A 13,748-nucleotide genomic window follows, 5' to 3' on the forward strand; every position below is an offset into this window, starting at 1 on the left:
CCCCGGTGGTCCCCCGTGTCTCCCCCGTTGTTTCCCCCGAACCTTCAGGCGACCAACTCGCCGAAGGCGTCCTCCTCGTCACGGCCGAAGCTGAGGACCTCGTCGTCGCGCAGCCGGCGGAGCGACCGCCAGATGCTGGACTTGACCGTGCCGACACTGATGTCGAGGATCTCCGCGATCTCCGGGTCCGTGCGGCCCTCGTAGTAGCGCAGGACCAGCATGGTGCGCTGGAGTTCGGGCAGCCGGGCCAGCGCCTGCCACAGGACCGCGCGCAGCTCGGTGCCGCGCATCGCGTCCGTCTCGCCGGGCGTCTCCGGCAGTTCCTCGGTCGGGTACTCGTTGAGCTTGCGGCGCCGCCAGGCGCTGATGTGCAGGTTGGTCATGGTGCGGCGCAGGTAGCCGCCGACCGCCGCCTTGTCGCTGATCCGCTCCCACGCCCGGTACGTCGAGAACAGCGCGCTCTGCAGCAGGTCCTCGGCCTCGAAGCGGTCGCCGGTCAGGTGGTAGGCGGTGGCGTACAGGGAGGCGCGGCGCTCCTGGACGTAGGCGGTGAACTCCGCCTCCGTCAGCGAACGGCGCTCCCCCGAGTCCTCCCTGTACGCGGATCCCCCGTGCGTCTCCCCCGTGTGAGCGTCAACCACCGTCATGTAACCGGTGTGCTGACGCCCGGTGCCGCGAGCGCACCCCCGCCCTCCCCCACGCTCGAATCCGCTCGCGCGGGAGGGCCCCCCATCGGCACCGGACTTCTCGGAACCCCGGTGCACGTCGTGCAGACGCGTGACCACTGCGCTGGTGCTCATCCCGTGCAGCGTGTTCATCTCGCGCTCCCCCGTCGTGGACTTCCGGTGTCCGGCTTGCCGGTGTTGCTTCCTTGCCTGTGCCGAGAAGCTTGCCGAGCGACCTTCATGGACGTGTCAGCCGACTGTCACAGACCTGTCACAGGGGTCCCTCACAAGGTCGTCACGGAGTGCGCACAGCCGGTGGCGCTGGGGACGGCATGGTGTCGGCAGGTCGTACGAGAGCCCGTCCATGGGCCAGAATGAGCGCGTGCCTTCCCTGTTGCTGATCGAGGACGACGACGCCATCCGTACGGCCCTGGAGCTGTCCCTGACGCGCCAGGGACACCGGGTGGCCACCGCTGCCAGTGGTGAGGACGGTCTGAAACTGCTGCGCGAGCAGCGGCCGGACCTGATCGTGCTGGACGTGATGCTGCCCGGCATCGACGGGTTCGAGGTGTGCCGGCGCATCCGGCGCACCGACCAGTTGCCGATCATCCTGCTGACCGCGCGGAGTGACGACATCGACGTGGTCGTCGGGCTGGAGTCCGGCGCCGACGACTACGTGGTCAAGCCCGTGCAGGGCCGGGTGCTGGACGCCCGCATCCGGGCGGTGCTGCGGCGCGGGGAGCGTGAGTCCAGCGACTCGGCCACGTTCGGCAGCGTCGTCATCGACCGCTCGGCGATGACCGTGACCAAGAACGGCGAGGACCTCCAGCTCACGCCGACCGAGCTGCGGCTGCTGCTGGAGCTGAGCCGGCGGCCCGGCCAGGCGCTGTCCCGGCAGCAGTTGCTGCGCCTGGTCTGGGAGCACGACTACCTGGGCGACTCCCGCCTGGTGGACGCGTGTGTGCAGCGGCTGCGCGCCAAGGTGGAGGACGTGCCCTCCTCCCCGACCCTGATCCGCACCGTCCGTGGTGTCGGCTACCGCCTGGACGTTCCTCAGTGACCGACACGCAGGGGGGGCTGCGCGGCTGGGCCGCGCGGCGCAGGGGAAGTCTGTCGCGACTGCGGTTCACCAGCCTCCGGCTGCGGCTGGTCGTGGTGTTCGGCCTGGTCGCGCTCACCGCCGCGGTGTCGGCGTCGGGCATCGCGTACTGGCTGAACCGGGAGGCCGTGCTCACCCGGGCGCAGGACGCGGTGCTGCGGGACTTCCAGCAGGAGATGCAGAACCGCACCGGCGCGCTGCCGGTGCACCCCACCCAGGACGAACTCCAGCGGGCGGCGGGCCAGATGGCCGGCAGCAGCCAGCGGTTCAGCGTGCTGCTGGTCGCCCAGGACACCGACGGCAAGACGGTGTACGGCAACTCGGGCGGCATCAACGGGTTCTCGCTGGAGGACGTGCCCCGGTCGCTGCGGGCCGCGGTGAACAAGCGGCAGAAGGTGGCGGACGGCAACAAGTCGCCGTACCACCTGTACTGGCAGCGGGTGGACCAGCACGGCACCCCGTACCTGGTGGCCGGCACGAAGCTGGTCGGCGGCGGGCCCACGGGCTACATGGCGAAGTCGCTGGAGCCGGAGGCCAAGGACCTCAACTCGCTCGCCTGGTCGCTGGGGATCGCCACGGGTCTGGCGCTGATCGGCTCGGCGCTGCTCGCGCAGGCCGCCGCCACGACCGTGCTGAAGCCGGTGCACCGGCTCGGGGTGGCCGCCCGGCGGCTCGGCGAAGGCCGGCTCGACACCCGTCTTCAGGTGTCGGGCACGGACGAACTCGCCGACCTGTCACGGACGTTCAACAACGCGGCCGAGGCGCTGGAGAAACGGGTGGCGGACATGGCCGCCCGGGACGACGCCTCGCGCCGGTTCGTCGCCGACATGTCGCACGAGCTGCGCACCCCGCTGACCGCCATCACCGCCGTCACGGAGGTGCTGGAGGAGGAGCTTGAGTCCGAGGCCGGCGGCATCGACCCGATGGTCGAACCCGCCGTGCGGCTGGTGGTCAGCGAGACCCGGCGACTGAACGACCTGGTCGAGAACCTGATGGAGGTGACCCGCTTCGACGCGGGCACCGCCCGGCTGGTCCTGGACGACGTCGACATCGCCGACCAGATCACCGCCTGCATCGACGCGCGTGCCTGGCTGGACGCCGTCGAACTGGACGCCGAGCGCGGTGCCCACGCCCGGCTCGACCCGCGCCGCCTGGACGTCATACTCGCGAACCTGATCGGCAACGCGCTCAAGCACGGCGGTTCGCCGGTTCGCGTGTCGGTGCGGATCGACGGGGAGGACCTGGTCATCGCGGTGCGCGACCACGGGCCCGGCATCCCGCAGGACGTCCTGCCGCACGTCTTCGACCGCTTCTACAAGGCCAGCGCCTCCCGGCCGCGTTCGGAGGGCAGCGGTCTCGGCCTGTCCATCGCCCTGGAGAACGCCCACATCCACGGCGGTGAGATCACCGCCGCGAACTCCCCCGACGGCGGCGCGGTGTTCACCCTGCGGCTGCCGCGGGACGCCTCACGGCTGACGGAGGAGGACGGCGAGAACGGCGACGCGGACGCGAGCGGCGGGGTTCACGGGCCGGCGGAGCACGGGAAGGAGGGGGCATGAGAGCGGGGACGACACGACTCCTGCTGGCCGCCCCCCTGCTGGCCGCGCTGCTCGCCGGGTGCGGGATCCGTCCCACCGAGGTGCCGACGGACTTCGGCGCGGCGCCCTCCCGGGTGCCGTGCTCGCTGGCCGGCCCCGATGCCGCCACCCAGTCCTCGCGCGGGGTGCCCGTCCAGGTGTTCCTGCTCTGCGGCTCCTCCCTGGTCGCCGTCGACCGGGCGGTGCGGGTGCCGGACGGCACGCCGGACGCGCGGCGCCGGGTGATCGTGGCGCAGGGCCTGCTGGACCAGCTCGCCGCGTCCCCGACGGCCGCGGAGAAGTCCGCGGGCTACACGACGTACGTGCCGGGCGGCGTGAGCGTGGCCGGGCCGGGCCCGAAGGACCCGGAGGACGCGCTGCGGCTGAGCACCGCGCCGGACCGGCTCACCTCCTACGCCCTGGGCCAGCTCGTGTGCACGCTGTCCGACTCGGCGGCGACCGAGGGCGACGGCTCGGTGATCCTGGGCGGCCCGCGCCCCGGCCCGCTGCGCCGCTACGAGTGCACCGACGACGTCCGCAACCGCCCGGGCACGGTCCAGCCGCCGACGGGCGCGGTCGACGCGGGCTGAGCGTGCGGTGTGGCCCGTGCCTCACGCGCATCGGCGCGCCGGTCGCGGAACCGATCGTGCACGGGGGCGCGTCTAGGGGGTCGTGCAGCGTCAAGGCTCCATCGGCGGCAGCGCCGCGATCCGCATCCGGGTGACGGGAGGTGTCCTCCTCGTCGCCCATCTCGGGCTCGTCGCCTGGCTGATGCTGCGGCCCCTGGACGTCCCCTGGGTGATGCCCGCCAATCTGCGTCCGCTGGCCGGCATCCGTGCCGACCTGGCGCTGGGCTGGCCGGAGGCCGCCAGACGCCTCGGCGAGGGGCTCGCGCTGCTCGCGCCGCTGGGTGTGCTGCTGCCGATGGTCCACGGCAGACTCATCGTCTCCCCGCTCTCGTCCCTGGTGCGTACGGCGACCGCGGGTGCCCTGCTCTCGCTGGGCATCGCCCTGCTCCAGACCGGCGTGCCCGGCCGTGTCGTGGACGTCGACTCGCTGCTGCTGAACACCGTGGGGGTGGTGCTGGCGCACCTGGCCGTGGTGCCGGCGGGCCGGGCCCGGCTGCGGCGGCGGGACGGGCACGGCGCCCGCGCGGCCGGGACGGTCACCGTCCAGGAGGAGCTGTCTCAGGGGCGGACCCCGACGATTCCCAGGGTCGGGATCGCCCCGTAGAGCGACGCTTCGTCCCCTTCGGTTCCGTACCGTGGAGTCAAGTTGAGGCAACCGACCGGGATGCCTCGTCCACGCTCACGAAGGAGCCGCGGATGTCCAGCCTCGCCCGCCCCACCCACGGCCGCATGATCGGCGGAGTGTGCGCCGCGCTGGCACGGCGCTTCGGCACCTCCGCGACGACGATGCGGATCGTCTTCGTGCTGTCCTGCCTGCTGCCGGGGCCGCAGTTCCTGCTCTACATAGCGCTCTGGATCCTGCTGCCCTCCGAGGACCGGGCCGGGACCACCGCCTGGTGAGTCCACGCAGGCGAACGCCGCCGGTGCGCCCCGAACGGTTCCGGGGCGCGCCGGCGGCGCCGTGCGTGCGGGAGCGGTCAGCCGAGCGGCAGGCCGTTCACCGGGGCGCCGTGCGTGGGCAGGCCCTTCAGCGGCAGCCCGCCGAGCAGTCCGGCGACCGGCGCGGTCGGTCCCCCGGTGAGGACCTTCTGCACGGCCGGCTGCGCGGCGGCCACCCCGGTGCCGACGGCACCCTGCCCCTGGGTGAGCGCCTGGCCGGCACCCGGCAGCGCCTTGCCGACGTTCCCGGCCGGCAGCGCCCCGGTCACGGAGTCCAGGGCGTGGGTGGCCTGCGTCGCGTCGGGAACGGCCGGGGCCGCGTTGGCCGCGCCCGCGCCTACGGCGGCGAAGGCGGCGCCGAGGGCGGCGACACCGAGGGTCTTGGCAGCAGACTGCTTCATGGTGAATGCGTCCTTGAAAGCGGGAGACGGGTGATCACAAACGATCTGAGCGGTCCACGACCGTAAACATGCCGAGCCGCCCGCCGCAAACACCGAAATGCGGACGGCTGGTGAAAGTCCGTCCGCATTCCGTGCCGCCCGGTGAACCCCCGTTACCCGACCGGACCGGAAGACCCGCTGGTGGAGGCGGTCTGCTGGAACAGCCATTCGGACTTCAGTTCCGCATATCCGGGCTTGATCACGTCATTGATCATCGCGAGTCGTTCATCGAAAGGAATGAACGCTGATTTCATCGCATTGACGGAGAACCATTGAAGGTCGTCGAGCGTATAAGCGAAGGCGTCGACGAGATGCTCGAATTCCCGGCTCATGCTCGTGTTCGACATCAGCCGGTTGTCGGTGTTGACCGTCGCCCTGAAGTGCAGCCGCCGCAGCAGCCCGATCGGGTGCTCGGCGTAGGAGTGCGCGGCGCCCGTCTGGAGGTTGGAGCTCGGGCACAGCTCCAACGGGACGCGCTTGTCCCGGACGTAGGACGCCAGCCGTCCGAGCCGCACCGAGCCGTCGTCGCGGACCTCGATGTCGTCGATGATCCGCACGCCGTGCCCGAGCCGGTCGGCGCCGCACCACTGCAGCGCCTGCCAGATGGACGGCAGCCCGAACGCCTCGCCGGCGTGGATGGTGAAGTGATTGTTCTCGCGCTTGAGGTACTCGAACGCGTCCAGGTGCCGGGTGGGCGGGTAGCCGGCCTCGGCGCCGGCGATGTCGAAGCCGACCACGCCGAGATCCCGGTAGCGGTTGGCGAGTTCGGCGATCTCCAGGGCGCGGGCCGCGTGCCGCATCGCGGTCAGCAGGGCGCCGATCCGGATGCGACGGCCGTTCTCCCGGGCGAGCCGCTCCCCCTCGCGGAAGCCCTCGTTGACCGCCTCGACGACCTCTTCGAGGCGCAGCCCGCCCGCCAGGTGCTGCTCGGGCGCGTACCGCACCTCCGCGTAGACGACCCCGTCCTCGGCGAGGTCCTCGGCGCACTCCCGGGCCACCCGGACCAGCGCCTCGCGGGTCTGCATCACGCCGACGGTGTGGGAGAAGGTCTCCAGATAACGCTCCAGCGAGCCGGAGTCGGCGGCCTCGCGGAACCAGATGCCGAGCTTGTCGGAATCGGTCTCCGGGAGCTGGGAGTACCCGGTCGCCCGGGCGAGTTCGACGACGGTCCCGGGCCGGAGCCCACCGTCGAGGTGATCGTGCAGCAGAACCTTGGGCGCCCGGCGGATCTGGTCCGGCGTCGGCACGTGCGTCGGGACGGTCCCAGTCGGTGGAGTCTGGCTCGTCATCTCCGCACTGTAACGCCTACGCGCGTAGAGGACCCCTCGGACGCCTTTACTTTTCCGTCGATATGTAACGGTGACCGCACGGACGGGTTTCGTACACCGCGGCTTCTGACACTGTTCTGTCATGGGACAGCAAGCGACGCCGGTCCGAACGGCCGGGCTGGGCAAGGCAGTCGGTCCGGTGCCGACGGCGGTGAGCGGGGCGGTGCTGCTGCTCCCCGGCGGCGAGGAGGTGTCCGCCCGCCGGCCGTCCCTCGTCCGGTCGCCGGCGCTCGTCCGCTCGCTCGGCCGCAGGTTCGCCCGCGCGGGCCGGGCGGAGGGGCTGGCCGTCCACACCGTCCACTACCGCTACCGGGGCTGGAACGGCAGCCAGGCGCATCTGGCCGCCGACGCCGAGTGGGCCGCCGACGAGGTCGTCCGGCGCTACGGGGACGTCCCGGTGTGCCTGGCCGGGCTCGACATGGGCGGCCGGGCGGCGCTGCGGGCCGGCGGTCACGAGGCCGTGACCTCCGTGGTGGCGCTGGCCCCCTGGCTGCCCGACGAGGACGTGGCCGCGCCCGCCGAGCCGGTGCGGCAGTTGGTGGGGCGGCGGGTGCTGATCGTGCACGGCACCAACGACGAGCGGACCGACCCGGAGCTGTCGTTCCGGCTGGCGGAGCGGGCGAAGAAGGCGAACCGGGACGTGTGCCGGTTCGAAGTGCACTCCGACGGCCACGCGTTGCACCAGCACCGGGACGAGGTGCTCAGCCTGGCGGTGGACTTCGCGATGGGCGCGCTGTTCGGGTCGCCGGTGTCCCGGCCGGTGGAGGACGCGCTGGCGGCCCCGCCGCCCATAGGACTGCGGATGCCGCTGGCCGCCGGGTTCGGCAGATCGCTGCGGCGCTAGGTGTATCGACCCGCAGCGTTGTTGACACGGCTGATGGGTGGGTGGCCGCCCTCGGCCCTGGGCGTGCCTCAGGGAAGCAGGCTCCCCCTCCTGGAGAGCAGGAATTTCTTGAAGGCGGCCACCGGCGGGGTGTCCGGGCGGTCCGCCAGCCAGGCGACGCCGATCTCCCGCGCCGCCCGGGGCGCCGTGACCGTCAGCTCCACGACCCCCGGCCTGGGCACGGTGGGCGGCGGCAGCAGCGCGACCCCCAGGCCCGCCGCCACCAGGCCCCGCAGGGTCTCCGCCTCCTCGCCCTCGAAGGCGATGCGGGGTTTGAAGCCGGCCTCGCGGCACAGGTCGTCGGTGATCCGCCGGAGGCCGTAGCCGGGCTCCAGGGTCACGAACGTCTCGTCGGACGCCTCGGCCAGCCGGATCCGGCGGCGGCCGGCGAGACGGTGGTCGGCGGGAACGACGAGCCGCAGCTTCTGCTCGTCCAGGCGGCGCGCCACCAGGTCGGGGGCGTCGGGCACCGGCGAGGTCAGGCACAGATCGAGCTCGCCCGCCCGCAGCCGCTCCAGCATCGCCTCGCCGTAGTTCTGGACCAGGCTGAACCGGATGCGCGGGTGGTCGGCGCGGAAGGCGTGCAGCAAGCCCGGGACGGTCTCGGCGCCCATGGTGTGCAGGAAGCCGAAGGCGACCTTGCCGGTGGCCGGGTCGGCGTCGGCGCGGACCTCCTCGGCGGCGCGCTCCACCTCGGCGAGGGCGCGCTCGACGGAGGCGAGGAAGGTGCGGCCTGCGGGGGTGAGGGAGACCGTGCGGCCGTGCCGGGTGAACAGGTCGACGCCGAGGTCCTGTTCCAGCCGGGCCATCGCGCGGGAGAGGGTCGACTGCGGCACGTTCATCTCCAGGGCGGCCCTGGTGACGTGCTCCGTGCGGGCGACACCGGCGAAGTACGCGAGCCGGGGCGCGAGCAGCAGTGACATCGACGAGATGTCTTCTGTGTCACTGGACGGTGACAGCCGGGCCTGTGAGCTGTGCTGATGCGCCATGGGAACGATTATGGCGAATCCATGCATTGGACGGATGAGTAAGGCCGTCCGTAGTTTCGAGGCATGTCTCCCGCCAGTACCGGGGCGTCCACCGCCATGGGCGCCGCTGTCCCCGTCCGTTCCGCCGATTCCCGCCTGGCCCCGGGCGGCCCCGGCTACCGCCGGATGAGCTTCGCCCTCTTCCTCGCCGGGGTCGCGACCTTCGCCCTCCTCTACTCCACGCAGGCCCTGCTGCCGCTGATCTCCGGGGAGTTCGGGGTCGCCGCGAGCGAGGCGAGCTGGACGGTCGCGGCCGCGACCGGCGGGCTGGCGCTGTTCGTGCTGCCGATGAGCGCCCTGTCGGAGCGCTTCGGCCGCCGTACGGTCATGACGGCGTCGCTGGCGGTCGCGGTGGGCGTCGGGCTGCTGGTGCCCTTCGCCCCCTCCATCGGCGCCCTCGTGGTGCTGCGTGCGGTGCAGGGCGCGGCGCTGGCCGGCCTGCCCGCCTCGGCGACGGCCTATCTGGCGGAGGAGGTCAGGCCCAAGGCCCTGGTCACGGCGATCGGCCTGTTCGTCGCCGGCAACAGCGTCGGCGGGATGAGCGGCCGGGTCATCACCGGCTGGGTCGCGCAGGAGTGGGGCTGGCGGGTGGCCGTCGGGGTGATCGGCGCGATCGCCGTGGTCTGCGCGGTGGCGTTCCGGCTACTGCTGCCCGCCCCGCGCCACTTCACGCCCGGCTCGCTGCGGCCCCGGGTCCTGCTCGGCACGGTCCGCGACCACCTCTCCGACCCGCTGCTGCGGCGCCTGTACGCGATCGGCGCGCTGTTCATGACGGTGTTCGGCGGCGTCTACACGGTGATCGGCTACCGCCTGACGGAGGCGCCGTTCGCACTGCCGCAGGGCATCGTCGGCTCGATCTTCCTGGTGTACCTGGTGGGCACCGTGTCGGCGTCGACGGCGGGCCGGCTGGTGGGCCGCCTCGGCCGCCGGGGCGCGCTCTACCTGGCGGGCGGTACGACGGCGGCCGGCCTGCTGGTGTCGCTGGCCGCCTCGCTGCCCCTGGTGCTGCTGGGCCTGGTCCTCGTCACGGCGGGCTTCTTCGCCGGGCACGCGGTCGCCTCCTCGGCGGTCAGCAAGACGGCCACCCACGGCCGCGCCCAGGCCTCGGCCCTCTACCAGTCGGCGTACTACATCGGCTCCAGCGTCGGCAGCACGGTGGGCGCCATGGCCTTCCACGCGGACGGCTGGGGCGGCACGGTCACGGTGGGCCTGCTCGCCGTCCTCGGCGTCGTGACGATCACCGTGCTCGGGTCCCGGGCGGCCCGGGTCACGGCCCGCCGGGAGCCGGTGCCGGCGCACTGACCCCCGCCGGTCAGGTCCCGGAAGCAACCGGTCCGAGCTGGGCATTTTCGTACTCGGGGGGCCGTTGTCAGTGGGCTGCGGTAGCTTCCGGAGTGCTGGGGCGCGAAGGCGCGCCGACAGGACGGCCACAGGGGTGGGTGGACGATGGGCGACGGCACGGCGACGGCGGACCTCGAGGTCGCGCTGGAGAAGCACCGGACCGAACTGACCGGGTACTGCTACCGCATGCTCGGCTCCTCCTTCGAGGCCGAGGACGCGGTGCAGGACACCCTGGTGCGCGCCTGGCGGAGCCACGACAAGTTCGAGGGGCGTTCCAGCCTGCGCTCGTGGCTGTACCGGATCGCGACCAACGTCTGCCTGGACATGCTGACGGCCGGGAACAAGCGGGCCCGCCCGATGGACCTGACCGAGGCGACCCCGCTCGCCCGGGCCGCCCTCGCCCCACGCCCCGACCACACCTGGCTCGAACCGGTGCCCGACGCGCGTGTGCTGCCCACGGGCGACGACCCGGCGGAGGCGGCCGTCGCCAAGGAGTCGATCCGGCTGGCGTTCATGGCGGCGCTGCAGCAGCTGCCGCCCAAGCAGCGGGCGGTGCTGATCCTGCGCGAGGTGCTGGCCTGGCGGGCGAGCGAGGTCGCCGAGCTGCTGGACACCACGGTCGCCTCCGTCAACAGCGCGCTGCAGCGGGCCCGTGCCACGCTCGCCGAGCGCGCGAAGACGGGTGCCGAGGGCTCGGTCTCCGACCCGCTGGACGAGGAGCAGCAAAAGCTCCTGGAGCGCTACGTGAAGGCCTTCGAGGGGTACGACATGACGGCGCTCACGGCGCTGCTCCACGAGGACGCCGTCATGACGATGCCGCCGTTCGACCTGTGGCTGCGCGGCCCGGAGGACATCACCGGCTTCATGACCACCCTGGGCGCCTCCTGCGCCGGTTCGCGCCTGCTGCCGGTCCAGGCCAACGGGCTGCCCGGCTTCGCGCACTACAAGCCGGACGAGGAGAAGGGCGGGTTCACCCCCTGGGCGGTGCAGGTGCTGGAGATCTCAGACGGCCGGATCACGGGGTTCCACTGCTTCCTCGACACCCAGCGCTGGTTCCCCTTGTTCGGTCTGCCCCTCCACCTGGAAGCGGAGCCCGACCAGGTCCAGCAGGGCGAGTAGCGCGGGGTCGGGATCGCGCAGCCGTATCCGCCCGCCGGCCCGGCGGGCGGCCAGCTGCAGCCGGGCCAGCAGGTCGACGGCACCGAGGCCCGGCGGTCCGAGCCCGCCGACGTCGCACACGACGACCCGCGCACCGGTCCTCCGCAGCAGCGACCGCACGTCGTCGCACCACCCCGGCACCTGACCGCGGGTGACCGGACCGGCGAGCATGAGCACGGGGGGTGTCTTGGCATCCACGTGCGGTAGACCGGCGGCCGGGCGGTAACTCATCGCGGTGCGTGGGTCCCGGACGTGCCGACGAAGATCACATTGACCCGGCCGCCCCGGCGCCCGAGGGTGGTTCCCCGTGCAGGGGGTGCTGAGCGGGTTCGCGGTGATCGCGGTCGTCATCGGGGTGGGCTATGTGCTCGGGCGGCGCGGCACGCTGGGCGAGCAGGGCGCCGCGGTGCTGACCGGGCTGGCGTTCACGGTGGCGGGTCCGGCGCTGTTGTTCACCACGCTGGCGAAGGCCGACCTGTCGGTCCTCTTCTCGGCGCGGCTGCTCGTCACGGCCCTGAGCACGGCCGTGGTCTGCGGGTTGTTCGTGGCGGTCGGCGCGCTCAGGCGCTGGGGCGTGGGCCGCACCACCATCGGCGCCCTGTGCTCGGGCTATGTGAACTCCGGCAACCTCGGCATCCCGATCGCGGCGTACGTCCTGGGCGACGCGTCGCTGGTGGCGCCGGTCCTGCTCTTCCAGGTCGTCCTCGTCACCCCCGTCGCCCTCACCGTCCTCGACCTGTCCGGCACGGGCGGGAAGGGCACGGTGTGGCGGCGCCTGCTGACCCCGCTGCGCAACCCGATCGCCGTGGGCTCGCTGTCCGGGGTCCTGGTGTCGGCGGCGGGGTGGCGGCTCCCGGGCCCGCTGATGAGCCCGCTCACCCTGATCGGCAACATGTCCGTCCCGGCGGCCCTGCTGGCCTTCGGCATGTCCCTGCACGGCAAAGCGCTCCCCGGCCGCGGCCGGGACCGGCGGCCGGTCCTGCTGTCGGTGACGCTGAAGTCGCTCGGCCAGCCCCTGGTGGCATGGCTGCTGGCGCAGGGCGTCTTCGCCCTGCACGGCGCCACCCTGCTGGACGTGGTGGTCACCTCGGCCCTCCCGGCCGCCCAGAACCTGTTCACGTACGCCAGCCGCTACCGGGTGGCCGAGTCCCTGGCCCGCGAGTCGATCCTGCTGTCGACGGTGGTGTCGGTACCGGTGCTGGTGGGGGTGGCGGCGGTGCTGGGGTGAGGTCGTTCCGGCCGGGGGCCCGGGTGACGGTGGATGCGCTCACGGCGGTCTCCTGTCGGGGCGTCACCGATCCCGGCAGGCCGAAGGGGACCGGTGCGGCTCCACCGATCCCCTTCACCCGAACTCGAAAACTGCTGATCAGGCGATACGCTCCAGCACCACCGGGGAGGCCGTGAAGTCGGTGCCCGCGGCCGCGATGTCGTAGGAGCCCTCGATCGCCTGGAGGGCGTAGTCGAAGCGCTCCGGGGTGTCGGTGTGCAGGGTCAGCAGGGGCTGGCCCGCGGTCACCGTGTCGCCCGGCTTGGCGTGCATCTCGACGCCCGCGGCGGCCTGCACCGGGTCCTCCTTGCGGGCGCGGCCCGCGCCGAGACGCCAGGCGGCGACGCCGATGTCGTAGGCGTCCAGGCGGGTCAGCACGCCGGCGGACGGCGCCTTGATGACGTGCTGCTCCTTCGACGTGGGCAGCTCGGCGTCCGGGTCGCCGCCCTGGGCCGCGATCATCCGCCGCCAGACGTCCATCGCGGAGCCGTCGGCCAGCGCCTTCGCCGGGTCGGCGTCCTTGACCCCGGCCGCGTCCAGCATCTCGCGGGCCAGCGCCACCGTCAGCTCGACGACGTCCGCGGGACCGCCGCCGGCCAGGACCTCGACCGACTCGCGGACCTCCAGGGCGTTGCCCGCGGTCAGGCCGAGGGGGGTGGCCATGTCCGTCAGGAGCGCGACCGTCTTCACGCCGTGGTCGGTGCCGAGGCCGACCATCGTGGAGGCCAGCTCCCGCGCGTCCTCGATCGTCTTCATGAAGGCGCCGCTGCCGACCTTCACGTCCAGGACCAGCGAGCCGGTGCCCTCGGCGATCTTCTTCGACATGATCGAGGAGGCGATCAGCGGGATCGCCTCGACGGTGCCGGTGACGTCGCGCAGGGCGTACAGCTTCTTGTCGGCGGGGGCGAGGCCGTCGCCCGCCGCGCAGATCACCGCGCCCGTGGTGTCCAGGACGTGCAGCATCTCCTCGTTGGAGAGCAGCGCGCGCCAGCCAGGGATGGACTCCAGCTTGTCCAGGGTTCCGCCGGTGTGGCCGAGGCCGCGGCCCGAGAGCTGGGGAACGGCCGCGCCGCAGGCCGCGACGAGCGGGGCCAGCGGGAGGGTGATCTTGTCGCCGACGCCGCCGGTGGAGTGCTTGTCCGCCGTCGGGCGGGACAGCGAGGAGAAGTCCATGCGCTCGCCGGAGGCGATCATGGCCGCGGTCCAGCGGGAGATCTCGCGGCGGTTCATGCCGTTGAGCAGGATCGCCATGTTGAGCGCGGCCATCTGGTAGTCGGCGACCTCGCCGCGGGTGTACGCGTCGATGACCCAGTCGATCTGCTCGTCGGTCAGCTCACCGCGGTCCCGCTTGCTGCGGATGACGGAGATGGCGTCCATGGCCATGACTTTCCTTC

General features: G+C 72.6%; 15 protein-coding genes. 9 read left to right on the top strand and 6 right to left on the bottom strand.

What is annotated here, in order from left to right; all coding sequences use genetic code 11:
• Positions 1 to 44 precede the first annotated feature (44 nt).
• On the bottom strand, positions 45 to 818 hold the full coding sequence (locus tag V7E45_RS00510) for a SigE family RNA polymerase sigma factor (RefSeq protein WP_333772054.1): 774 nt from the start codon (positions 816 to 818) through the stop codon (positions 45 to 47).
• Positions 819 to 1,047: 229 nt separating this feature from the next.
• Here V7E45_RS00510 and afsQ1 point away from each other — a divergent pair, with 229 nt between their 5' ends.
• The 5 genes from afsQ1 (at position 1,048) to V7E45_RS00535 (ending at position 4,870) form a co-directional block, all read left to right on the top strand.
• Positions 1,048 to 1,725: a two-component system response regulator AfsQ1 gene (gene afsQ1 / locus V7E45_RS00515; RefSeq protein ID WP_020941848.1), complete on the top strand. Its 678-nt coding sequence runs from the start codon at positions 1,048 to 1,050 to the stop codon at positions 1,723 to 1,725.
• Entirely contained in the window at positions 1,722 to 3,323 is a 1,602-nt protein-coding gene (locus V7E45_RS00520; RefSeq protein ID WP_333772055.1) for a HAMP domain-containing sensor histidine kinase, read from the top strand. Before afsQ1 ends, V7E45_RS00520 begins: the two co-directional genes overlap by 4 nt.
• Positions 3,320 to 3,931, top strand: a complete 612-nt coding sequence (locus V7E45_RS00525) for a hypothetical protein (protein ID WP_333772056.1) — start codon at positions 3,320 to 3,322, stop codon at positions 3,929 to 3,931. Before V7E45_RS00520 ends, V7E45_RS00525 begins: the two co-directional genes overlap by 4 nt.
• Before the next feature lie 82 nt (positions 3,932 to 4,013).
• A complete protein-coding gene (locus V7E45_RS00530; protein ID WP_333772057.1) occupies positions 4,014 to 4,574 on the top strand; it encodes a VanZ family protein in 561 nt (186 codons plus the stop codon).
• Positions 4,575 to 4,666: 92 nt separating this feature from the next.
• Positions 4,667 to 4,870 (top strand): PspC domain-containing protein, encoded by a 204-nt coding sequence (locus tag V7E45_RS00535; RefSeq protein ID WP_020941844.1) that lies wholly within the window; start codon positions 4,667 to 4,669, stop codon positions 4,868 to 4,870.
• Between the two features lie 77 nt (positions 4,871 to 4,947).
• On the opposite strand, the gene V7E45_RS00540 is transcribed toward V7E45_RS00535, so the two are convergent.
• Both V7E45_RS00540 and V7E45_RS00545 read right to left on the bottom strand, forming a co-directional pair.
• Positions 4,948 to 5,310: an ATP-binding protein gene (locus V7E45_RS00540; RefSeq protein WP_333772058.1), complete on the bottom strand. Its 363-nt coding sequence runs from the start codon at positions 5,308 to 5,310 to the stop codon at positions 4,948 to 4,950.
• A 152-nt stretch (positions 5,311 to 5,462) separates the two neighbouring features.
• Entirely contained in the window at positions 5,463 to 6,638 is a 1,176-nt protein-coding gene (locus tag V7E45_RS00545) for an adenosine deaminase (RefSeq protein ID WP_333772059.1), read from the bottom strand.
• Between the two features lie 121 nt (positions 6,639 to 6,759).
• Between V7E45_RS00545 and V7E45_RS00550 the strand changes: the two genes are divergently transcribed.
• Positions 6,760 to 7,521 (top strand): alpha/beta hydrolase, encoded by a 762-nt coding sequence (locus V7E45_RS00550; protein ID WP_333772060.1) that lies wholly within the window; start codon positions 6,760 to 6,762, stop codon positions 7,519 to 7,521.
• A 68-nt stretch (positions 7,522 to 7,589) separates the two neighbouring features.
• Here the strand turns inward: V7E45_RS00550 and V7E45_RS00555 are convergent, their stop codons facing one another.
• Positions 7,590 to 8,549, bottom strand: a complete 960-nt coding sequence (locus V7E45_RS00555) for a LysR family transcriptional regulator (RefSeq protein ID WP_333772061.1) — start codon at positions 8,547 to 8,549, stop codon at positions 7,590 to 7,592.
• A gap of 63 nt (positions 8,550 to 8,612) precedes the next feature.
• On the opposite strand from V7E45_RS00555, the gene V7E45_RS00560 reads away from it, so the two are divergent.
• On the top strand, positions 8,613 to 9,890 hold the full coding sequence (locus V7E45_RS00560; RefSeq protein ID WP_333772062.1) for an MFS transporter: 1,278 nt from the start codon (positions 8,613 to 8,615) through the stop codon (positions 9,888 to 9,890).
• 144 nt (positions 9,891 to 10,034) lie between these two features.
• Complete coding sequence (locus V7E45_RS00565) at positions 10,035 to 11,048, top strand: sigma-70 family RNA polymerase sigma factor (RefSeq protein WP_333772063.1); 1,014 nt, start codon at positions 10,035 to 10,037, stop codon at positions 11,046 to 11,048.
• On the opposite strand, the gene V7E45_RS00570 is transcribed toward V7E45_RS00565, so the two are convergent.
• Positions 10,932 to 11,318, bottom strand: a complete 387-nt coding sequence (locus V7E45_RS00570; protein WP_333772064.1) for an STAS domain-containing protein — start codon at positions 11,316 to 11,318, stop codon at positions 10,932 to 10,934. The two genes, V7E45_RS00565 and V7E45_RS00570, sit on opposite strands and share 117 nt — an antisense overlap.
• A gap of 76 nt (positions 11,319 to 11,394) precedes the next feature.
• On the opposite strand from V7E45_RS00570, the gene V7E45_RS00575 reads away from it, so the two are divergent.
• Positions 11,395 to 12,315, top strand: a complete 921-nt coding sequence (locus V7E45_RS00575) for an AEC family transporter (protein WP_333772065.1) — start codon at positions 11,395 to 11,397, stop codon at positions 12,313 to 12,315.
• Between the two features lie 138 nt (positions 12,316 to 12,453).
• Here the strand turns inward: V7E45_RS00575 and V7E45_RS00580 are convergent, their stop codons facing one another.
• The gene (locus tag V7E45_RS00580) at positions 12,454 to 13,737 is read right to left on the bottom strand and encodes a thymidine phosphorylase (protein ID WP_333772066.1); all 1,284 of its coding nucleotides are present in this window, start codon (positions 13,735 to 13,737) and stop codon (positions 12,454 to 12,456) included.
• Between the last annotated feature and the right edge of the window lie 11 nt (positions 13,738 to 13,748).

It is taken from the genome of Streptomyces sp. IBSBF 3136 (assembly GCF_036815105.1).
In the GTDB taxonomy this organism is placed as follows: Bacteria; Actinomycetota; Actinomycetes; order Streptomycetales; family Streptomycetaceae; genus Streptomyces.

What these genes read in the sequence shown, in the direction of transcription:
- V7E45_RS00510 (WP_333772054.1), bottom strand. Translation starts at nt 818, where the DNA reads ATGAACACGCTGCACGGGATGAGCACCAGCGCAGTGGTCACGCGTCTG.
- V7E45_RS00525 (WP_333772056.1), top strand. Translation starts at nt 3,320, where the DNA reads ATGAGAGCGGGGACGACACGACTCCTGCTGGCCGCCCCCCTGCTGGCC.
- V7E45_RS00535 (WP_020941844.1), top strand. Translation starts at nt 4,667, where the DNA reads ATGTCCAGCCTCGCCCGCCCCACCCACGGCCGCATGATCGGCGGAGTG.
- V7E45_RS00540 (WP_333772058.1), bottom strand. Translation starts at nt 5,310, where the DNA reads ATGAAGCAGTCTGCTGCCAAGACCCTCGGTGTCGCCGCCCTCGGCGCC.
- V7E45_RS00545 (WP_333772059.1), bottom strand. Translation starts at nt 6,638, where the DNA reads ATGACGAGCCAGACTCCACCGACTGGGACCGTCCCGACGCACGTGCCG.
- V7E45_RS00550 (WP_333772060.1), top strand. Translation starts at nt 6,760, where the DNA reads ATGGGACAGCAAGCGACGCCGGTCCGAACGGCCGGGCTGGGCAAGGCA.
- V7E45_RS00555 (WP_333772061.1), bottom strand. Translation starts at nt 8,549, where the DNA reads ATGGCGCATCAGCACAGCTCACAGGCCCGGCTGTCACCGTCCAGTGAC.
- V7E45_RS00560 (WP_333772062.1), top strand. Translation starts at nt 8,613, where the DNA reads ATGTCTCCCGCCAGTACCGGGGCGTCCACCGCCATGGGCGCCGCTGTC.
- V7E45_RS00565 (WP_333772063.1), top strand. Translation starts at nt 10,035, where the DNA reads ATGGGCGACGGCACGGCGACGGCGGACCTCGAGGTCGCGCTGGAGAAG.
- V7E45_RS00570 (WP_333772064.1), bottom strand. Translation starts at nt 11,318, where the DNA reads ATGAGTTACCGCCCGGCCGCCGGTCTACCGCACGTGGATGCCAAGACA.
- V7E45_RS00580 (WP_333772066.1), bottom strand. Translation starts at nt 13,737, where the DNA reads ATGGCCATGGACGCCATCTCCGTCATCCGCAGCAAGCGGGACCGCGGT.